This is a genomic window from Sphingorhabdus sp., assembly GCF_044357595.1.
In the GTDB taxonomy this organism is placed as follows: domain Bacteria; phylum Pseudomonadota; class Alphaproteobacteria; order Sphingomonadales; family Sphingomonadaceae; genus Sphingorhabdus_B.
Map to the genome: position 1 here is coordinate 19,292 of NZ_JBIKPH010000008.1, position 19,175 is coordinate 38,466.

19 protein-coding genes are annotated in these 19,175 nt (G+C 53.1%); 9 read left to right on the forward strand and 10 right to left on the reverse strand.

Annotated elements, in window-relative coordinates:
* The first annotated feature begins 30 nt into the window (after nucleotides 1-30).
* Both ACIQ2T_RS02425 and ACIQ2T_RS02430 read left to right on the forward strand, forming a co-directional pair.
* Nucleotides 31-591, forward strand: a complete 561-nt coding sequence (locus ACIQ2T_RS02425) for a DOMON-like domain-containing protein (protein WP_397589417.1) — start codon at nucleotides 31-33, stop codon at nucleotides 589-591.
* Entirely contained in the window at nucleotides 588-1,787 is a 1,200-nt protein-coding gene (locus tag ACIQ2T_RS02430) for an exo-beta-N-acetylmuramidase NamZ domain-containing protein (protein WP_397589418.1), read from the forward strand. The genes ACIQ2T_RS02425 and ACIQ2T_RS02430 overlap by 4 nt, the downstream gene beginning before the upstream one ends.
* On the opposite strand, the gene ACIQ2T_RS02435 is transcribed toward ACIQ2T_RS02430, so the two are convergent.
* The 5 genes from ACIQ2T_RS02435 to ACIQ2T_RS02455 all read right to left on the reverse strand — a co-directional run bounded on the left by ACIQ2T_RS02435 (nucleotide 1,784) and on the right by ACIQ2T_RS02455 (nucleotide 8,489).
* Nucleotides 1,784-2,968 (reverse strand): VWA domain-containing protein, encoded by a 1,185-nt coding sequence (locus ACIQ2T_RS02435; RefSeq protein WP_397589419.1) that lies wholly within the window; start codon nucleotides 2,966-2,968, stop codon nucleotides 1,784-1,786. The genes ACIQ2T_RS02430 and ACIQ2T_RS02435 overlap by 4 nt on opposite strands.
* 99 nt (nucleotides 2,969-3,067) lie before the next feature.
* The gene (locus tag ACIQ2T_RS02440) at nucleotides 3,068-3,913 is read right to left on the reverse strand and encodes a MoxR family ATPase (protein ID WP_315470767.1); all 846 of its coding nucleotides are present in this window, start codon (nucleotides 3,911-3,913) and stop codon (nucleotides 3,068-3,070) included.
* A 167-nt stretch (nucleotides 3,914-4,080) separates the two neighbouring features.
* Complete coding sequence (gene rpoD / locus ACIQ2T_RS02445; protein WP_397589420.1) at nucleotides 4,081-6,120, reverse strand: RNA polymerase sigma factor RpoD; 2,040 nt, start codon at nucleotides 6,118-6,120, stop codon at nucleotides 4,081-4,083.
* Nucleotides 6,121-6,138: 18 nt separating this feature from the next.
* Nucleotides 6,139-8,004, reverse strand: a complete 1,866-nt coding sequence (dnaG, locus tag ACIQ2T_RS02450) for a DNA primase (RefSeq protein WP_397589421.1) — start codon at nucleotides 8,002-8,004, stop codon at nucleotides 6,139-6,141.
* Between the two features lie 32 nt (nucleotides 8,005-8,036).
* Nucleotides 8,037-8,489: a GatB/YqeY domain-containing protein gene (locus tag ACIQ2T_RS02455; RefSeq protein ID WP_397589422.1), complete on the reverse strand. Its 453-nt coding sequence runs from the start codon at nucleotides 8,487-8,489 to the stop codon at nucleotides 8,037-8,039.
* Nucleotides 8,490-8,705: 216 nt separating this feature from the next.
* On the opposite strand from ACIQ2T_RS02455, the gene carA reads away from it, so the two are divergent.
* The 4 genes from carA to ACIQ2T_RS02475 all read left to right on the forward strand — a co-directional run bounded on the left by carA (nucleotide 8,706) and on the right by ACIQ2T_RS02475 (nucleotide 14,563).
* A complete protein-coding gene (gene carA / locus ACIQ2T_RS02460; protein ID WP_397589423.1) occupies nucleotides 8,706-9,863 on the forward strand; it encodes a glutamine-hydrolyzing carbamoyl-phosphate synthase small subunit in 1,158 nt (385 codons plus the stop codon).
* A gap of 105 nt (nucleotides 9,864-9,968) precedes the next feature.
* A complete protein-coding gene (gene carB, locus ACIQ2T_RS02465) occupies nucleotides 9,969-13,289 on the forward strand; it encodes a carbamoyl-phosphate synthase large subunit (protein ID WP_397589424.1) in 3,321 nt (1,106 codons plus the stop codon).
* Nucleotides 13,290-13,387: 98 nt separating this feature from the next.
* On the forward strand, nucleotides 13,388-13,864 hold the full coding sequence (greA, locus tag ACIQ2T_RS02470; protein WP_306063038.1) for a transcription elongation factor GreA: 477 nt from the start codon (nucleotides 13,388-13,390) through the stop codon (nucleotides 13,862-13,864).
* Between the two features lie 36 nt (nucleotides 13,865-13,900).
* Nucleotides 13,901-14,563, forward strand: coding sequence for a rhomboid family intramembrane serine protease (locus ACIQ2T_RS02475; protein ID WP_397589425.1), 663 nt, complete (start codon nucleotides 13,901-13,903; stop codon nucleotides 14,561-14,563).
* Between the two features lie 19 nt (nucleotides 14,564-14,582).
* Here the strand turns inward: ACIQ2T_RS02475 and ACIQ2T_RS02480 are convergent, their stop codons facing one another.
* From ACIQ2T_RS02480 to ACIQ2T_RS02500, 5 genes are read right to left on the reverse strand one after another with little or no spacing between them, the layout of a single operon-like run.
* Nucleotides 14,583-14,801 (reverse strand): DUF4170 domain-containing protein, encoded by a 219-nt coding sequence (locus ACIQ2T_RS02480; protein WP_397589426.1) that lies wholly within the window; start codon nucleotides 14,799-14,801, stop codon nucleotides 14,583-14,585.
* A 10-nt stretch (nucleotides 14,802-14,811) separates the two neighbouring features.
* A complete protein-coding gene (locus ACIQ2T_RS02485) occupies nucleotides 14,812-15,297 on the reverse strand; it encodes a hypothetical protein (RefSeq protein ID WP_397589427.1) in 486 nt (161 codons plus the stop codon).
* Nucleotides 15,298-15,311: 14 nt separating this feature from the next.
* The gene (locus tag ACIQ2T_RS02490) at nucleotides 15,312-15,647 is read right to left on the reverse strand and encodes a hypothetical protein (RefSeq protein ID WP_397589428.1); all 336 of its coding nucleotides are present in this window, start codon (nucleotides 15,645-15,647) and stop codon (nucleotides 15,312-15,314) included.
* Nucleotides 15,628-16,026 (reverse strand): phage holin family protein, encoded by a 399-nt coding sequence (locus ACIQ2T_RS02495; RefSeq protein ID WP_397589429.1) that lies wholly within the window; start codon nucleotides 16,024-16,026, stop codon nucleotides 15,628-15,630. Before ACIQ2T_RS02495 ends, ACIQ2T_RS02490 begins: the two co-directional genes overlap by 20 nt.
* 55 nt (nucleotides 16,027-16,081) lie before the next feature.
* Complete coding sequence (locus tag ACIQ2T_RS02500; RefSeq protein WP_397589430.1) at nucleotides 16,082-16,615, reverse strand: hypothetical protein; 534 nt, start codon at nucleotides 16,613-16,615, stop codon at nucleotides 16,082-16,084.
* A 200-nt stretch (nucleotides 16,616-16,815) separates the two neighbouring features.
* Here ACIQ2T_RS02500 and eno point away from each other — a divergent pair, with 200 nt between their 5' ends.
* The 3 genes from eno to ACIQ2T_RS02515 form a co-directional block, all read left to right on the forward strand.
* Complete coding sequence (gene eno / locus ACIQ2T_RS02505) at nucleotides 16,816-18,090, forward strand: phosphopyruvate hydratase (protein WP_397589431.1); 1,275 nt, start codon at nucleotides 16,816-16,818, stop codon at nucleotides 18,088-18,090.
* A 43-nt stretch (nucleotides 18,091-18,133) separates the two neighbouring features.
* Entirely contained in the window at nucleotides 18,134-18,448 is a 315-nt protein-coding gene (locus tag ACIQ2T_RS02510) for a septum formation initiator family protein (protein ID WP_397589432.1), read from the forward strand.
* A 118-nt stretch (nucleotides 18,449-18,566) separates the two neighbouring features.
* Nucleotides 18,567-19,175 (forward strand): thiamine pyrophosphate-dependent enzyme (locus tag ACIQ2T_RS02515; RefSeq protein WP_397589433.1); only part of this gene is annotated, 609 nt, incomplete at its 3' end.

Sequence of the window (19,175 nt, forward strand, 5' to 3'; positions counted from 1 at the left end):
CGCGTCCGCGCCTAGCATGGAGTTTCGACATTGGCCAATATTTCGATGACCGAGGTTTCGTTGATGTGCCATCCGCAGTCCGATGCTGTTGGGATCGCAGCTATCGATGTCACTGCCACGCTTGGGCAAGGCGGAGAAATAAAATTGGTCTATCGCGTTACTGGCGCACTAGAGGCGTTAAAAATTGCAGATCGCGCAATACCAAATCGAGCCGACGGTTTATGGAAAAATACGTGTTTTGAATTATTTGTGGGAAATTCCGAAGATAAATCCTATCTTGAGTATAATTTTGCGCCCTCGGGCCAATGGGCGGCATATCAATTTTCAGGTTATCGTGCAGGAATGACTGAATTGGAAACACGTGCGCCAATCATGAGCATGGCGCAAAGCGTTGATGTTCTCACCGTTTTCGTGACGCTTTATGTGCCTTACACAGAGCGGCATGCCGACCTATGGGTAGGGATCAGCGCGGTCGTCGTCACCAAAAGCGGGGAAATTTCTTATTGGGCATTGGCGCATCCCGTTGGTAGCCCCGATTTTCATCATAAGGATTGCTTTGCCCTTAAACTGGAGGCACGAAGCGGCGCATGAAATTTGGAATTGATCGCCTTTTGGCTGAGCCTGAACTGCGTGCATCACTGAAGGGCAGGCGCGTTGCCTTGCTGGCGCACCCCGCTTCTGTAACCGCTGACCTGACCCATTCGTTGGATGCACTCGCTGCTCTGAGTGACGTCAATGTGACCGCCGCTTTTGGGCCGCAGCATGGTCTGCGCGGCGACAAGCAGGACAATATGATGGAATCGCCGGATTTTATGGATCCTGCTCACAACATCCCGGTATTCAGCCTCTATGGTGAAGTACGCCGCCCAACGGCTGAATCGATGGAGACCTTTGATGTCCTCTTGATTGACTTGCAGGACTTGGGGTGTCGGATTTATACCTTTATAACGACCCTTCTATACATGCTGGAGACTGCTGCAGAGCATGGAAAGACAGTTTGGGTACTTGACAGGCCAAATCCAGCTGGGCGCCCTGTAGAGGGCCTTACATTGCGTTCTGGATGGGAAAGTTTTGTCGGTGCAGGCCCCATACCTATGCGGCATGGCATGACGCTGGGTGAGCTTGGCCACTGGTTCATTGATCATTACCATATCGATGTGGATTACTGGGTGATTTCCATGGAGGGATATGCGCCGGATGCTGCGCCCGGTTTCGGTTGGCCAATTGACCGTTTATGGATTAACCCAAGCCCGAATGCGCCCAATATTAACATGGCGCGCGCTTATGCCGGCACTGTGCTGCTTGAAGGTACAACATTGTCCGAGGGCAGGGGTACCACGCGGTCGCTTGAGATATTTGGTGCACCAGACATCGACGCGCGGAAGGTTATCGCTGAAATGCAAAGCTTCGCGCCGCAGTGGCTCAAAGGTTGCCACTTGCGAGAAATCTGGTTTGAGCCGACGTTTCACAAGCATGTGCATCAGCTTTGCCATGGCGTCCATATTCATGCAGATGGCCCGAGCTATGATCATCAGGCGTTTCAGCCTTGGCGTTTGCAGACATTGGCGTTCAAGGCCATCCGCAGGCTGTACCCCGATTATGACTTATGGCGCGACTTTCCGTACGAATATGAAATCGGCAAGCTTGCGATTGATGTCATCAATGGCGGACCAGCGTTGCGTGAATGGGTCGATTCGCCCGACAGTACGCCCGATGAATTTGACGCCACGACGTCGGTCGATGAGCAAAGCTGGATCGAAGAACGCCGCCAATATCTGCTGTATTAATGGCCGTGTTTACGGCTTAGCTCGCGCATCGCGTCATCAAGCCCTTCAAGCGTCAGCGGATACATGCGGTCGTTCATCAGTTCTTTGATGATCTTCGTGGATTGCGAATATCCCCACTGCTTTTCAGGGACGGGGTTCAGCCAAACCGTTGCGGGGTAGGTACTGGTGATCCGGTTCATCCAGACCGCACCCGATTCTTCATTGAAATGTTCAACCGAACCGCCGGGATGGGTAATTTCATAAGGGCTCATTGATGCATCGCCCACCATTACGACCTTATAGTCATGCGGGAACTTATGGAGAAGGTCCCACATTTGCGTACGTTCGCTAAACCGGCGTTTATTGTCTTTCCAAACGCCCTCATAAGGGCAGTTGTGAAAATAGAAAAACTCTAGGTTTTTGAATTCACTCGTCGCTGCACTGAAGAGTTCTTCGCACAATTTGATGAACGGATCCATTGATCCGCCGACATCGAGCATCAGAACCAATTTAATGGCGTTGCGGCGCTCGGGTCGCATTTTGATATCTAGCCATCCTTGGCGGGCAGTCCCGTTAATCGTGCCATCAATGTCCAGTTCTTCCACTGCGCCATCGCGGGCAAAGCGGCGCAGACGGCGCATTGCTATTTTGATATTGCGCGTGCCCAATTCTTTCGTGTTGTCGAGATTTTGAAACTCGCGCTTGTCCCAAACTTTGACAGCGCGTTTATGTTTGGACTCGCCGCCAATCCGGACGCCTTCGGGATTGTACCCTGAATTGCCATAAGGCGATGTGCCACCCGTGCCGACCCATTTGTTGCCACCCTGATGGCGCTTTTCCTGTTCCTCAAGCCGCTTTTTAAGCGTCTCCATCAACTCGTCCCAGCTGCCCATCTTCTCTATCTTCGCCATTTCTTCGGGAGACAGATATTTTTCGGCGATAGCTTTTAACCAATCGGCAGGGACGTCGACGGGATTCTGTCCATATTCGGTGAATATGCCCTTAAAGACCTTTCCGAAAACCTGATCAAATCGGTCCAGCAAAGCCTCGTCTTTGACCAGGGTCGCGCGGGCGAGATAATAAAACTCTTCCGGGCTCTGGCCAATTACGTCGGCATCCAGCGCTGCCAGCAATGCCAGATGTTCTTTCAGCGACGCCGAGATACCCGCTGTCCGCAACTCTTCCATGAATGAAAAAAACACCGGCGGGCTCCTGTATAAAATGACCGATTAAGCGGTTATCGGTCTAGCGGCGCTGGCTGTTATGCGGCAATTGATAACCCCAGCGCAATCGAACGGATGCTAATTATTTGGACGGCGTGCCATGAATGCAAGGCGTTCGAATAGCATGATGTCCTGCTCGTTCTTAAGCAGCGCGCCATGCAGAGGCGGTATGGCCTTTGTTGGGTCTCGTGACTGAAGCACGTCCAATGGCATATCTTCATGCAGCAACAGCTTTAACCAGTCTAGCAACTCGCTGGTGCTTGGCTTTTTCTTGAGACCCGGAACGTCCCGCACCTCGTAAAAAATATCCATAGCTTTCGAAACGAGCATTTTTTGGATGCCTGGGAAATGGACATCGATTATCGCTTGCATGGTCGTGCGATCAGGGAATTTGATGTAATGAAAGAAACAACGACGCAGGAACGCGTCGGGCAGTTCCTTTTCGTTGTTTGACGTGATGATAACGATGGGCCGCTCAACCGCCTTTATGGTTTCCTGTGTTTCGTAAACGAAGAATTCCATGCGATCGAGTTCTTGCAACAAGTCGTTAGGAAATTCGATATCGGCTTTGTCGATCTCGTCGATCAACAACACGGGCAGCTGCGGCGCGGTGAATGCCTCCCACAACTTACCTTTTTTGATGTAGTTTTTGATATCGTGCACGCGCGCCTCGCCAAGTTGGCTATCGCGAAGACGCGCAACGGCGTCATATTCATAAAGGCCCTGATGCGCCTTTGTTGTGGATTTGATATTCCATTCGATGAGCGGCGTACCGAGCGCTTTCGCTATTTCATACGCCAAGACAGTTTTACCCGTTCCAGGCTCACCCTTAACCAACAAGGGCCGACGCAATGTTGTCGCAGCGTTCACGGCGACCTTTAAATCATCGGTAGCTACGTAATCATCAGTGCCTTGAAAGCGCATGGAGGTACCCCGTTAGTTAATCGAACAGTTAATGCGTTAAGTTGCCCGTTGTCGTTATGCAATAGGTTATAAAAAAATGCGCGCGATCCCATTATGCCACGTGCAACAAAACCGGGCCCAATCTTGCACGCAAGAAAGGGCCCGTATTTTCAATTTTGTCTGTTTGATTACTGGTCTAGGAAGCTGCGCATTTTGCGGCTGCGGCTTGGGTGCTTCAGCTTGCGCAAGGCCTTGGCTTCAATCTGGCGAATACGCTCGCGCGTCACGCTGAACTGTTGGCCAACTTCCTCAAGCGTATGGTCGGTATTCATTCCGATGCCAAAGCGCATGCGCAGCACGCGTTCTTCACGCGGCGTCAGCGATGCAAGAACGCGGGTGACAGTCTCTTTCAAATTGGCCTGGATCGCTGCATCTACCGGAATGACTGCGTTTTTATCTTCAATAAAGTCGCCCAAATGGCTGTCTTCTTCGTCACCAATTGGCGTTTCAAGGCTGATTGGCTCCTTGGCAATTTTCATCACCTTGCGCACTTTTTCCAGCGGCATAGAAAGCCGCTCGGCCATTTCTTCCGGAGTTGGCTCGCGGCCTTGTTCGTGCAGGAACTGGCGGCTCGTGCGCACAAGCTTGTTGATCGTTTCGATCATATGGACAGGAATACGAATGGTACGTGCTTGGTCAGCAATCGAACGGGTGATTGCCTGCCGGATCCACCATGTTGCGTATGTGCTGAATTTATAGCCTCGGCGATATTCAAATTTATCAACCGCCTTCATCAGGCCGATATTGCCTTCCTGAATGAGGTCAAGGAACTGAAGGCCGCGGTTGGTGTATTTTTTGGCGATGGAAATCACGAGGCGCAGATTGGCTTCAACCATTTCCTTTTTGGCGATACGCGCTTCACGTTCGCCCTTTTGCACCATGTTCACGATGCGGCGGAATTCGCCAAGCGACATGCCGGTATTGGCGGCGATGTCCGCTATCTCGCTGCGGACACGCTCAACACTCTCAGCCTCATTGGTGGCAAAGGCCGTCCATTTCTTGTCGATGTTCGACACATCTGTGAGCCAGTTTTCGTCAAGCTCATGGCCCATATAGCTATCAAGAAACGCTTTACGCGGTATCTTGTGACGCTCTGCCAAGCGCAGCATTTGGCCACCCAGGGCAGTCAGGCGGCGATTGAACGAATATAGTTGGTCTACCAGATACTCGATCTTGTTCGCATGGAATTGAACACTTTCGACTTCGGCAGTTAATTCTTCACGTAATTTGTGATACTTATTTTCCGAGGCCGTGGAAAAATCTTCGCCTGCGTTCAACGCGCGCATTCGTTCAAGCTGAATGTTGGAAAATTTCTTGAACAATGATGTGATCTTGGCAAACCGCTCAAGCGCGGCGGGCTTCAAAGCCTCTTCCATCTGCGCTAGGCTGAGGGTGTTGTCCTCTTCTTCTTCCTCCACAGGGCGCGAACGCCGCTCCGTCATATCATCATCTTCGTCGCTTGCCGCTGCGGGTTCGTCTTCGACTTCTTCTTCCTCTTTATAGGAGGGGCCAGCAGTCTTCTCGCTGATTTCACCGTCGCCTTCTTCTTCACCGTCTTCGGTGAGTGATTCAGGCGCAGGCTCCTTCGAGAGCATGGCGTCGAGATCGAGGATTTCGCGCAATTGCATTTCGCCGTCGTTGAGCGCATTTGACCAATCAATGATCGCGTGGAACGTGATCGGGCTTTCGCATAGGCCCAAGATCATGGTGTCGCGCCCGGACTCGATCCGCTTTGCAATGGCAATTTCGCCCTCGCGCGATAACAATTCAACCGCGCCCATTTCGCGCAGATACATGCGGACGGGGTCGTCGGTGCGTTCACCGGTACCTGTTTTCTTGATCGTGTTCGTCAGCGAGCGGGGATCATTTTCGGAAATATTGTCGATGGTTTCGACTTCTTCCTCTTGCTCCTCCTCACCATCTTCACCGGCTTCGTCATTCTCAACGATTTGAACGCCCATGTCGTTAATCGCCGACATGACGTCTTCAATCTGTTCTGACGACATCTGATCCTGCGGAAGCGCCGCATTCAGCTCGTCATAGGTAAGGAAGCCCCGGCGCTTCGCCTTAGCGAGCAGCTTTTTGACATTCGCATCATTTAGGTCAATCAGCGGTGCATCACCGTTTTCGACGATATCTTCTTCGTTTTCATTTGCGCGACTTGCCAAAATAATTCCCCGTTAAACTTACAAACTGTCCACATCACGCCGAAAGAACTCGATGATGCGGTCGTCAAATACCTTTTTTTCGTGGCGCAACCTTTGCTGTTCGGCAAAAGTCTCGTCCGTCATTTCTAAACTCGCCAAATATGTGGCGCGTTCCAATGCTTCTTCCAGCGCAGGACGCTGCTTCATCAGCCGAATTGCTTCACCCAAATCTTTTGAAGCGTTGGACAAACCGTCGCTTCCTCCAATCAACTCTTCGCGGTTAAAGGCAAATACCGTGCCGTTGCTGTGCAGGAGAGTTGAAGCGACATTATACAACTTCTCGTCCAATATGGTAATTAACCCGTCTGTATCAAGCGATTCTTTGGTAAAAGATTCATTGAGCATAACGTTTAGCAATGCCGCGTGATTCGCGTCGGGCGGAATGAAGTCGCTAAGTGCCTCATGATGTTGTCGGATGAGCGCTGGATGGCGCAGCAGCGCGCCGAGTACACCCTGAATAAGAAAGTCAGATCCCTTGGCATTGAAGCTTTTGGTTTCGGCGCCAGGCGGCAAGATCTGGGGTTTACGCCAGTCACGGTTCTGCCCACGCACAAACGGCCCTGAGCGCGCAGGTAGCGTTGTTCGACGTTGCGCGAACAGATTATCAAACCGTTCGCGAAAGGCATCGGCGTAATGGCGGCGGATTTCGCCATCAGCGATGGTTGCTGTCTGCGCACCAAGGCGCTGTTTAAGCCCCGCACGGTCCTCTGGCGTGTCTAGCGGGCCCGAGTTGACCTCAGCCCTCCACAATCTCTCCACGAGCGGCTGAGAGGCTTCTAGAAGCTTTGTAAGGGCCGTGGCGCCGGATGACTTCACAAAATCGTCCGGGTCCTGTCCCTCAGGCAGGGTCACAAACTGCAAGCTGTGGCCTGGCTTTAACAGTGGTAGCGCCCGCAAAGCTGCCCGCATGGAGGCTTTCTGACCAGCGGGGTCACCGTCAAAGCATAATAATGGCTTTTCCGTCATCCGCCACAGCATCTGGATCTGCTGCTCTGTAAGTGCAGTGCCAAGCGGCGCTACGGTGTCGGCAAAGCCGGCCTGCGCCAATGCAATGACGTCCATATAGCCTTCAACCACAATCACGCGCCCCGTTTGCCGCGAAGCTGGAGAACATTTGTCCAGATTGTACAGCGTACGGCCCTTGTCGAACAAAGGCGTGTCTGGCGAGTTGAGATATTTCGGCTCCCCTTCGCCCAAAATACGGCCACCAAAGGCGATCACGCGGCCACGTGGGTCACGGATTGGGATCATCAACCGGCCACGAAACCGGTCGTACGGGGCTTTCTCCTCCACCGAGATGAGCAACCCTGCCTCAATCAACATGGGGTCGCCAAATTGTTTAAGCGCGGTCTTCAGGCCGGCGCGATTGTCAGGGGCAAGACCAAAACCAAAATCGCGGATCGTCTGCTCTGTAAAACCTCGCTGTTTCAGGTAACCACGCGCGGCAGCACCTTCCACGCCAAGCAATTGCGTCACAAACCACGCCTGCGCTGCCGTCATAACATCATACAGGCTGTTTGCCTTCTCCGCCCTCATTGCAGCTTGCGGGTCAGGGGCAGGGACATCCATTCCGGCTTCGGCTGCCAATTCCTTGATTGCGTCCATGAACGAAAGGCCGCGCTGGTCGGTCATCCAACGGATGGCATCGCCATGGGCGGAGCAGCCGAAGCAGTGGTAGAAGCCTTTTTCGTCGTTGATCGTGAAGCTGGGCGACTTCTCATTATGGAACGGACAGCAGGCCTTGTACTCGCGCCCCGCCTTAGTCACCTTTACGGTGCGTCCGATCAGCGCAGAAAGCGTCGTTCGCGAACGCAACTCATCAAGCCATTGTGGGGTAAGAGACACCTATCGCGGTCCTGTAATGTCTGCCCCAAATATCAACTCAAGGCCGCTTTCACCAGCCCACTGGCCTTGCTCATGTCGAGTTGCGGACCATGGCGCTCTTTCAGCGTCGCCATCACGCGGCCCATGTCTTTCAGGTTCTCTGCGCCAAGTTCCGTCTTGATGCCCTCAATCGCGGCGCTGGTTTCCGCGTCGCTTAACTGCGCCGGCAGGAAATCTTCGATGATCGCAAGTTCAGCCGCCTCAACCGCCGCCAGCTCTGCGCGGCCGCCCTGCTCATAAAGCGCGATTGATTCGCGGCGCTGCTTGATCATTTTTTGCATGACCTCAACCACCATCGCGTCGTCATCGGGCAATTGCGATGCCGTGCGCAATTCAATGTCACGGTCTTTGATCTTGGCCAGGATAAGGCGCACGGCGGCCAGCCGGTCTTTCTCGCCTGCCTTCATGGCAGTGATCTGGGCGGCTTTTATGGTGTCACGAATCATGTTAGTTTCCGAATTTTGATGGAGGATGCTGTTAGACCAACATCCAGATTCCGTCACCCGGAACTTGGTTAAGGGTCTTAATCCGGTTTCATCCACAGTTAAGATGCCGAAACGCGTTCAAGTTGGCGAGATTGGCATTGACGCTGGTGCCGACCATCTCTAGGCGCGGTGCCTTAGCGACATTGCTGTAAACTGTTTATCAGGAGCGACCCCATCATGGCCGACCCCAACTCTTCGCGCGCGCCTTCTGGAGCGACGGGGGTATTGGTTCTGGCGTCCGGGGAAGTTGTCTGGGGCAGGGGCTTTGGCGCAGAGGGTCAGGCGGTGGGCGAAGTATGCTTCAACACCGCGATGACCGGATATCAGGAAGTGATGACGGACCCCTCTTATGCTGGGCAAATCATCAACTTCACCTTTCCCCATATCGGCAATGTTGGCACGAACCCAGAGGATGTTGAGGCGCTAAACCCCCATGCCTTGGGCGCGATTGTCCGGCAAGATGTGACCGACCCATCAAATTTCCGCAGTACGCAGCATTTTGACGCATGGATGAAGGCCAATGGTCGCATCGGCATATCGGGCATCGACACCCGCGCGCTGACTCGGCTTATCCGCGTTGCTGGTGCGCCAAATGCGGTAATCGCGTACTCCGCCAGCGGTGATTTCGATGTGCCGGCCATGTTGGCCCGGGCGAAGGCCTGGGCTGGGTTGGAAGGCATGGACCTTGCGAAGGATGTGACGACGTTGCAGACTTATGGCTGGGATCAAGGGCTTTGGAAGTTGGGTGCTGGTTATGCAGCGCCAGCCAAGGGACGCAAAAAGGTCGTCGCCATCGACTATGGTATCAAGCACAATATCCTACGCAATCTGGTGGATGTAGGCTGCGATGTAACCATCGTTTCTGCCACAGCGACGTTTGAGGAAATCATGGGCCACGCGCCCGACGGCCTGTTCCTGTCGAACGGCCCGGGCGATCCGGCAGCGACGGGTGTGTATGCCGTGCCCGTGATCAAACAGTGGCTTGAAACCCAAAAGCCGTTGTTCGGTATTTGCTTGGGGCACCAGATGCTTGGCCTTGCCGTCGGCGCAAAGACCGAAAAGATGCATCAGGGCCATCGCGGCGCAAACCATCCGGTCAAACGCCTAAGCGACGGCACGGTTGAGATCACCAGCATGAACCATGGCTTTGCGGTAGACGCAGCAACCTTGCCAGCCAATGCCAAGGCAACGCATATCAGCCTGTTCGACGGCAGCAATTGCGGCTTCGAACTTGCCGACCAACCAGCGTTTAGTGTGCAATATCACCCCGAAGCCTCACCCGGCCCGCAGGATAGCCATTATCTGTTCGTGAAATTTGCGGGGATGATGGGATGAGGCGCATGATGCATGATCCGTTTTTAATGATCCGCGCGACGATCTTCTCCACGCCTCGTTACAGCCATGATCAGGCGACCAGGGTTTTTGGAAATATGAGTTAAAATGCCCAAACGTACTGACATAAAATCGATCCTTATAATCGGCGCCGGCCCTATCATTATCGGGCAGGCGTGCGAGTTTGACTATTCCGGGACGCAGGCGTGTAAGGCGTTGCGCGAAGAGGGCTATCGCATCATCCTCGTCAACTCCAATCCGGCGACGATCATGACCGATCCGGATATGGCCGACGCGACTTATGTTGAGCCGATCACCCCCGAAATCGTTGCCAAGATTATCGAAAAAGAACGCCCCGACGCAGTGTTGCCGACGATGGGCGGGCAGACCGCGCTGAACGTTGCCTTGGCGTTGTTCAACGATGGCACGCTGGCGAAATATGGTGTCGAAATGATTGGTGCCGATGCCGAAGCCATCGACAAGGCCGAAGACCGGATCAAGTTCCGCGACGCCATGACTAAAATTGGTCTGGAATCGGCGCGGTCGGGTATCGCGCATTCGCTGGAAGAGGCGCTTCAGGTTCTGGAACGCACAGGACTACCTTCGATCATCCGCCCAAGCTTCACCATGGGCGGCACAGGCGGCGGCATTGCGTATAATCGCGACGAATTTATCAAGATCGTCACGGGCGGGCTTGATGCATCGCCGACGACCGAAGTGTTGATTGAAGAATCGCTGCTCGGTTGGAAAGAATATGAGATGGAAGTCGTGCGCGACCGCGCGGACAACGCCATCATCATCTGCTCGATTGAAAATATTGACCCGATGGGCGTGCATACCGGCGATTCCATCACTGTCGCGCCAGCGCTGACGCTGACGGACAAAGAATATCAGATCATGCGCAATGCCAGCATAGCTTGCTTGCGTGAAATCGGCGTGGAAACAGGTGGCTCCAACGTACAGTTTGCGGTCAATCCCGCCGATGGCCGCCTGATCGTGATCGAAATGAACCCGCGCGTTTCGCGGTCGTCCGCGCTTGCGTCAAAGGCGACGGGTTTCCCGATTGCCAAGGTCGCGGCGAAACTGGCGGTTGGTTATACGCTCGACGAGATTATCAACGACATCACGGGCGCGACGCCCGCATCGTTTGAACCGACGATTGATTATGTCGTAACCAAAATCCCGCGTTTTGCCTTTGAAAAATTCAAGGGTGCCGAGCCGCTTCTGCACACGGCCATGAAGTCTGTGGGCGAAGTGATGGCGATTGGTCGCAACATCTATGAAAGCATGCAAAAGGCGCTGCGTGGTCTGGAAACGGGTCTGTCAGGGTTCAACTATATCGACGCGCTCAAGGGCGCTTCCAAGGATGAACTGTCTGCGGAACTAAGCCGCGCGACGCCTGACCGTTTGCTGGTCGCGGCACAAGCGCTGCGTGAGGGCATGAGCGTAGCTGAGATCCACGCAATTGCGAAGTTTGACCCGTGGTTCCTCGAACGGCTTGAGGAAATCATTGCCGCCGAGAATGATGTTAAGAACAACGGCCTGCCCAATACGGCGGAAGCGCTGCGTCGCCTGAAAGCCATGGGCTTTTCAGACAAGCGTCTGGCTTATCTGGCGGTGGAATCGGTCAATGTGCGTCCGGGGATGGAAACCGCAATCCGCCGTGGTTCGGGCATTGCTATGCAAGCCGCTCGCGCGATGGCGGGTGCTGTCACTGAAATTGAAGTGCGTGCGCTACGTCATAAACTCGGCGTGCGACCGGTGTTCAAGCGCATTGACACATGCGCAACTGAATTTGAGGCAAAAACGCCATATATGTATTCGACGTATGAAGCGCCAAGCTTTGGCGTGCCAGAATGCGAGAGCGCGCCTACGGATCGCGAAAAAATCGTGATTTTGGGTGGTGGTCCGAACCGGATCGGGCAGGGAATTGAATTCGACTATTGCTGCGTCCACGCATGCTTTGCATTGGCAGATGCAGGTTATGAGACGATCATGGTCAACTGTAACCCGGAAACCGTGTCGACGGATTATGATACGTCGGATCGCCTGTATTTCGAACCGCTGACGGCCGAAGACGTGCTTGAAATCCTGCATGTGGAGCAACAAAATGGCACGTTGAAGGGCGTCATCGTTCAGTTTGGCGGGCAAACGCCTTTGAACTTGGCCAAGGCACTTGAGGCGTCGGGTATACCGATATTGGGTACATCACCCGACGCTATCGATTTGGCTGAAGACCGCGAGCGTTTTGCCGCGCTGATCAACAAGCTGAAGCTTAAACAGCCAGAAAACGGTATTGCGCGTAGCCGCGATGAAGCCATCAAAGTTGCTGACACTATCGGCTATCCTGTATTGATGCGGCCATCCTACGTGCTTGGCGGCCGCGCGATGGAAATCGTCGATACGCAGGCGCAGCTTGAAAACTACATCCAGACGGCGGTGATCGTCTCGGGCGATTCGCCAGTCCTCATCGATAGCTATTTACGTGACGCCATTGAGGTTGATGTGGATGCCTTGTGCGACGGTGACGAGGTTGTTGTCGCTGGTATCTTGCAGCATATCGAGGAAGCAGGCGTGCACAGCGGCGATTCTGCGTGCACCATTCCGCCTTACAGTCTGCAGGCGGACATAATTGCCGAAATTCGCCGGCAAACTGAATTGCTTGCGGTGAACTTGCATGTGCGCGGCCTGATGAATATCCAGTTTGCGGTCAAGGATAATGAGGTTTACCTGATTGAGGTCAATCCGCGTGCCAGCCGTACGGTGCCATTCGTGGCAAAGGCAATCGGCGCGCCAATCGCCAAGATTGCCGCCCGCGTCATGGCAGGCGAGAAGCTAAAGGATTTGCCGCCGATCAATCTCGATATCGATTATATCGCAGTGAAAGAGGCTGTATTCCCGTTTGACCGCTTCCCCGGGGTTGACCCAGTGCTTTCGCCAGAAATGAAGTCTACCGGGGAAGTCATGGGCATTGACCGTGATTTTGCGACCGCCTTTGCCAAGTCGCAAATCGGTGCGCGGATGCCGCCACCGATGAGCGGGAAGTTGTTTGTTTCAGTCAAAGACACAGACAAGCCGGTTATCGTCCCTGCGGTCCGTCAAGCGATTGCGTGCGGTTTTACCGTTTGTGCGACCGGCGGCACGGCAGACTATCTGTTGGCGCAGGGCATAGAGGTTGAGCGCGTCAACAAGGTCGCACAGGGTCGTCCGCACATTGTCGACAAGATCAAGGATGGCGAAATTCAACTTATCTTTAACACAACTGAGGGTTGGCAGAGCCTGAAGGACAGCGAAGAAATTCGCCGTTCCGCGCTGGTGGGCAAGGTTTCGCAATATACTACCGCTGCGGGCAGTGTAGCCGTTGCACAGGCTATTGCCGCGCTGCAACAACGGCAACTTGAAGTTCGGCCACTTCAAGACTATTACTAACACGAGCAGTATCTTTCCCCAACAATTGAACTGCATATCGGATGGATGGTCATCATTCATCCGGTGGGGACGTTTTTGTGACGAAGGGTTTTAGCCTGATGGCGAGTTTTGAGAAATATCCGATGTTGGCCGAAGGCTACGAAAAGCTGACGACCGACCTGAAGCGCCTTCGTGACGAGCGTCCGATGATTGTGGAAGCAATCGAGGAAGCACGCGCCCATGGCGATTTGTCGGAAAATGCCGAATATCATGCTGCCAAGGAACGCCAGGGTCAGGTTGAGGCCTCTATTTCCGAGATCGAGGACAAGATCGGTCGTGCGCAGATCATTGATCCTTCAACATTGTCTGGGGACAAAATCGTCTTCGGTGCAACTGTCAGTTTGATGGACGAAAATGACAAGCCAGTCCGCTACCAACTGGTCGGTGAAACCGAAGCAGATGCAAAAGCGGGCCGTATCTCCTACAATTCGCCATTGGGGCGCGCGCTGATTGGACGTATTGTCGAGGACGAAATCGAGGTTACGGTGCCGTCTGGCGACAAATATTACCTCGTTTCTAAAATCGAGTTTATCTGATCATGCGCTTCTGTATGCAGCGCTGAGTGGCCTGATATGCAGTTTCCGCGTGGCCCCGTTACAAATAAATTGGTCATCATCAATCTGGCGATAGCGGCTGTTTTGCTGGTCCCATCTTGGTGGAATTATGCGGTGATGGCGGGAGGATTTTTCCCCATCCGCTTTAGCAACGTTGCTGTGGTGTTTCCGGACACCGGTTTTTTGGTTCCAACATATTTGACGCCGTTGTCGGCAGCTTTTCTGCACGGAGGCATAGCGCATGTGTTGATGAACATGTTGACGCTGCTGCTGATTGGAAAAATGGTGGAGCGCGTTTTGGGCGGCGGGCTATACCTGTCCCTGTATTTCTTGTCTGCCTACGCTGCCTCCGCAACAGAATGGCTGGCGTCTTTTATGGCATGGCCGTTGTCCATCGACATGAGTTCACCAGCCATTGGTGCAAGCGGAGCCATATCCGGCATTATTGGAGCTTATGCACTGTTGTTTCCCAGCAACAAGCCGAAGGCATGGGGACCGATTCCGGCCGCTTATGCGCGGCCTTTCCATCTCACTTTAGGGTGGGTAGGTCTAAATCTAGCTTTGGGGTTTGTCGGCCCTGGAATTGGTGTCGCCATTGCAATCTGGTCGCACATTGGTGGTTTTGTAGCCGGATTGCTTCTGGCGCGACCAATGTTGTTGTGGCGATACCGAAGCGCGTAATCAAGCGACCCTAGTTTAGTCAGCCTTCCGGCTGCAAAAGCTTATGCAAGTGCACGACTACATATTTCATTTCGGCATCATCAACTGTTCGCTGGGCCGCGCCCTTCCATGCCTCCTCGGCACTGGCATAATCCGGGAACATGCCAACGATATCCAAATTTTCGAGGTCAGTAAATTTCAATGTCTGTGGGTTTTTAACGCGGCCACCAAAAACTAGATGCAATTTCGTATCGTTCAAAAAACTATCCTTAATTCTTTTCCTTGGCCGCTTCGGTGGCGGCTTGACCAGCGGCCCTTAACGCAAGAGCAGCCTTGCTAACAAACTCTTTGAATTGCGCACGCACCGCATCGCCGTTGAGGCCGAGCGTGTCGACGTGGCTCATGCCCGCCAACTTTGCAGCTTCTGCTATTTTACGGGTCTTCTTGTTAAGCTTTTTGCCAGTCTTGCCCAAAATTTTTGTCTCGCGTTCCGTGCGCGGAAGAAGCGCGCCGACGATAGCACCAATGGCAATCCCACCTATTATCATCGCAAGCGGGTTCTTGTCGATACCTTCGCTTGTCTTTGTCTTCGCCTGGCGTGCGATAACCTTAGACTGCTCAACGCTTGAGATCGCGGTATCTTTACCTTTTTCAAAAGCTGCCGATGCTTTTTTACGCGCCGCGACACTTGACTGCGTGGTTCTTGCCTTCGCGCTATCCGCTGCGGATTTGATGCTGTCGCCAATCTTGCTCATATATCGTTCCTATATTAATCGCTGTTGGGCTTTTTGATTTTACTTTTCCGCAGGCTAGAAATCCAACGGGAAATCGGACGGCGCGCCGCAAACAACAATGCGCCCACTCCGACTATACCGATTATGGGCGCATTATGTTTCGCAATTTGAACTGTTTCGCCTGCAACCTGTTTCGCTTGTGTCGTTTTACGTTCAACGAGACGCGCGAGCTGATTTCGTGGATTGAGAATATCACGCGTCACAGCTAAGCTGTCGTTGAACTTGCGCCGCAAATAACGCCTTTCGGCATTTGATAAAATGACACTTTCACGGTCCGTAAAGTCCGGCTCTTCAGGTAAGATCGTCGACATTTTTCTGTATCTCCGGAAAGTAAACTTTCCGCATCCATTTTCGAGCCATTGTACCGAAAATGAGGCCAATGATTACAAAGCTGATCGTTACGAGCAAGGTAGCCCCTAATGGTCCAATCAGCGGGGATAATGTTAGCACCAGGCCAAGAACAAGTGCGATAGAGGCACCGCCGAATGCGAATGCTGCGATGGCTCCATAACGGAACGACCAGCTTAACACATGTCGGCTATAATCAAGCCGTGAACGATGATAGCGCATCTCTGCCTTAACCATTGCGCGCAGATCCTCCATTACCAACGTAACCTGCTCGCTGGCGGTTGGTTCAATAGGCGGCTCAATGTCTTCTGCCGCATCATATTTGGGATCATCTGTCTTCATTGGACCCGCTTATCAATCATTGGCGGCATTTTGCAATGCCGCCCGTGTTTAAGATTTACGCGTCTTTCCCGCCCGAACGCACAAGCCGAGCCAGAACAAAGCCAATAGCGGCAGCAGCACCTATGGCGATAGCTGGGCTTTTACGAACGAAATGCCGAGCATCTTCCGCAAGCGCGTCAACATCTTTGGCATCCATCTTGCCGGCAAAGCCCTCAACCATATCGGCGGCGCTTCGCGCATAGTCGCCATATTGCTTCCCGACATTATCATCGATGGTGCCCGCGCTGTCGCGGATAAGCTTGCTGATGCTGTCAACAGCTTCGGTGGCGCGATCCTTGCCCTTCGTGGCGGCTGCACGGACGCTGTCGGTTGCCTGCGCTTTGAAATCATCCATGCCCGATTTGACCTTCGATTTGACGTTCCCAGCCTCACCCTTGGGAGGTTGTGTTTTTGCCACAGCCTTTGGTGTTGCAGCGGTCGCCGACTTTGCTGTAGTTTTAACAGCAGGCTTGGCAGTTGCTGGCTTGCTTGCCGAATTCTTTGCTGGCGCTGGTTTGGCGACAGCTTTGGGTTTTTGGGTTTCGGCCATAAAAATGACTCCTTTGTAACATGGGGTGGCTAAAGCTTATGTCTTGCTACAACTGATATTTGTATTGCGGGTGCCTTAGACAACTATAGCACCGCAAATTTAGTTTTAAAATCGATATGTCGGTGCATCGTTGCCAAATCCTAAACACAAGGATAGACGCGCTGGAATATCCTTACACATGCGCAATCGGACTTTTTTTTATGACTGCAATTCTCGACATTCATGCACGCCAAATTCTCGACAGCCGGGGTAACCCGACCGTTGAAGTTGATGTTTTGTTGGAGGATGGCAGCTTTGGCCGTGCGGCAGTACCTTCAGGTGCATCGACTGGCGCTTATGAAGCCATGGAAAAACGCGATGGCGACGCGTCCAGATATATGGGTAAGGGCGTGCTTCAGGCTGTTGAAGCGGTGAATGGTCCGATCTTTGAAGCTTTGGTTGAGCTTGACGCCGAAGAGCAAGAAAATATCGATGCGGTGATGATCAATCTTGATGGCACCGACAATAAATCCAATCTTGGCGCTAACGCGATTTTAGGGGTCAGTCTTGCCGTCGCGAAGGCAGCGGCAGATGCGCGCGGCTTGCCGTTATATCGATATGTTGGCGGCGTGAATGCGCATGTGCTTCCGGTGCCAATGATGAACATCATCAACGGCGGCGAACATGCCGACAATCCCATTGATTTTCAGGAGTTCATGGTCATGCCAGTCGGCGCTGGCTCGATATCTGAAGCTGTGCGCTGGGGCTCTGAAATATTCCACACGCTCAAGAAGGGTCTGCATGAAAAGGGTCTCGCGACCTCAGTTGGCGACGAAGGTGGTTTTGCACCGAATTTGGTATCAACACGCGCCGCGCTCGATTTCATCATGGCCTCGGTTGAAAAGGCTGGGTTCAAGGCTGGCGACGACGTGGTATTGGCGCTGGACTGCGCTGCAACCGAATTTTTCCGCAATGGCAAATACGAGATATCGGGTGAGGGGCTTTCGCTCTCACCGAATGAAATGGCGGATTATCTCGCGGCATTGTGCAAGGACTATCCGATCTTGTCGATTGAAGACGGCATGAGCGAAGATGATTTTGAAGGTTGGAAGGCCGTCACGGACAAAATTGGCCAAGAGGTTCAGTTGGTGGGTGACGATTTGTTCGTTACCAACCCTGAGCGTCTTTCCATGGGGATTGGCAAGGGTTTAGCAAACTCTTTGCTGGTGAAGGTTAACCAAATTGGCACCCTGACCGAGACACTCGCCGCCGTGTCCATGGCGCACCGTGCGTCTTACACGGCAGTCATGTCGCACCGTTCGGGCGAAACCGAAGATGCGACGATTGCTGACCTTGCGGTCGCGACCAATTGCGGTCAGATCAAAACCGGAAGCCTTGCGCGTTCCGACCGGTTAGCCAAGTACAACCAGCTTATTCGTATCGAAGAAGAGCTTGGCGCTTCTGCGGTGTATGCTGGACGGAGCATTTTTCGCTGAGCCCGATTTTCTTGCCATTTCGTGTAAAATATGATTCAGTTAAATGATGGTCCGCAGCAATAAAAAACCCGAATATTTAAAATCGGTTGTTGGCCCCGCACTGGCGCTTTTTGCCTTGCTTGGCATAGCATCATACGCCTTGCTTGGCCCGACGGGTATTATCGCCTGGACCGATTATCGTTCGGCACTGGGCGAACGGAAAATCGAGTTGGCAAAATTGAAAAAGGAACGGGACGCTCTGCGTAACCGGCAGTTATTGCTTGATCGGGATAATGTCGACCCCGACTTGGCTGGGGAATTAATGCGCAAGGAATTGAACGTTGTTGCCCCTGATGAGGTTGTCGTTCCACTAAAGTGATGCGGCGCGCACAAAATGAATAGCTATCTACTGCTTTCCGCAGCGGAAAAGCGCTTTTCATGCACGGTCATTTTGATTAGGCACTTTGCATGCGCAAATAAAAGTTCCACAAAAGGAAATAATTTTGGCCACCACCCCAGTGAAGAAGACATCATCCAAAAAGGCCAGTGTTAGCGAGGATGCAGCCCGCGCCAACCGCGAGCGTCCGGATGAGCCGAAGCCGTATAAAGCGCACAAGGAAGAGCTTTTGAAGTTCTACCGCGACATGCTTCTTATCCGCCGATTTGAGGAAAAGGCAGGGCAGCTTTATGGCCTTGGTCTTATTGGTGGTTTCTGCCATTTGTACATCGGACAGGAAGCGGTGGCGATTGGGCTGCAATCCGCGCTGACGCCGGGTAAGGACAGCGTGATAACAGGATATCGCGACCATGGCCACATGCTGGCTTATGGCATAGATCCAAATATCATTATGGCCGAACTGACAGGCCGCGCGGCTGGCATATCAAAGGGTAAGGGCGGGTCGATGCACATGTTTTCGACCGCGCACAAATTTTACGGCGGACATGGCATTGTTGGGGCGCAGGTTTCACTGGGTGCGGGCCTTGCCTTTGGGCATAAATATGCGAACGATGGCGGTGTGTGCCTTGCCTATTTCGGTGATGGTGCGTCCAATCAGGGGCAGGTGTACGAAAGCTTCAATATGGCCGAGCTTTGGAAGCTGCCTATC

What these genes read in the sequence shown, in the direction of transcription:
- ACIQ2T_RS02430 (WP_397589418.1), top strand. Translation starts at nt 588, where the DNA reads ATGAAATTTGGAATTGATCGCCTTTTGGCTGAGCCTGAACTGCGTGCA.
- ACIQ2T_RS02440 (WP_315470767.1), bottom strand. Translation starts at nt 3,913, where the DNA reads ATGCGCTTTCAAGGCACTGATGATTACGTAGCTACCGATGATTTAAAG.
- ACIQ2T_RS02455 (WP_397589422.1), bottom strand. Translation starts at nt 8,489, where the DNA reads ATGATTCGTGACACCATAAAAGCCGCCCAGATCACTGCCATGAAGGCA.
- carA (WP_397589423.1), top strand. Translation starts at nt 8,706, where the DNA reads ATGGCCGACCCCAACTCTTCGCGCGCGCCTTCTGGAGCGACGGGGGTA.
- carB (WP_397589424.1), top strand. Translation starts at nt 9,969, where the DNA reads ATGCCCAAACGTACTGACATAAAATCGATCCTTATAATCGGCGCCGGC.
- greA (WP_306063038.1), top strand. Translation starts at nt 13,388, where the DNA reads ATGGCGAGTTTTGAGAAATATCCGATGTTGGCCGAAGGCTACGAAAAG.
- ACIQ2T_RS02475 (WP_397589425.1), top strand. Translation starts at nt 13,901, where the DNA reads ATGCAGTTTCCGCGTGGCCCCGTTACAAATAAATTGGTCATCATCAAT.
- ACIQ2T_RS02485 (WP_397589427.1), bottom strand. Translation starts at nt 15,297, where the DNA reads ATGAGCAAGATTGGCGACAGCATCAAATCCGCAGCGGATAGCGCGAAG.
- ACIQ2T_RS02490 (WP_397589428.1), bottom strand. Translation starts at nt 15,647, where the DNA reads ATGTCGACGATCTTACCTGAAGAGCCGGACTTTACGGACCGTGAAAGT.
- ACIQ2T_RS02495 (WP_397589429.1), bottom strand. Translation starts at nt 16,026, where the DNA reads ATGAAGACAGATGATCCCAAATATGATGCGGCAGAAGACATTGAGCCG.
- ACIQ2T_RS02500 (WP_397589430.1), bottom strand. Translation starts at nt 16,615, where the DNA reads ATGGCCGAAACCCAAAAACCCAAAGCTGTCGCCAAACCAGCGCCAGCA.
- eno (WP_397589431.1), top strand. Translation starts at nt 16,816, where the DNA reads ATGACTGCAATTCTCGACATTCATGCACGCCAAATTCTCGACAGCCGG.
- ACIQ2T_RS02510 (WP_397589432.1), top strand. Translation starts at nt 18,134, where the DNA reads ATGATGGTCCGCAGCAATAAAAAACCCGAATATTTAAAATCGGTTGTT.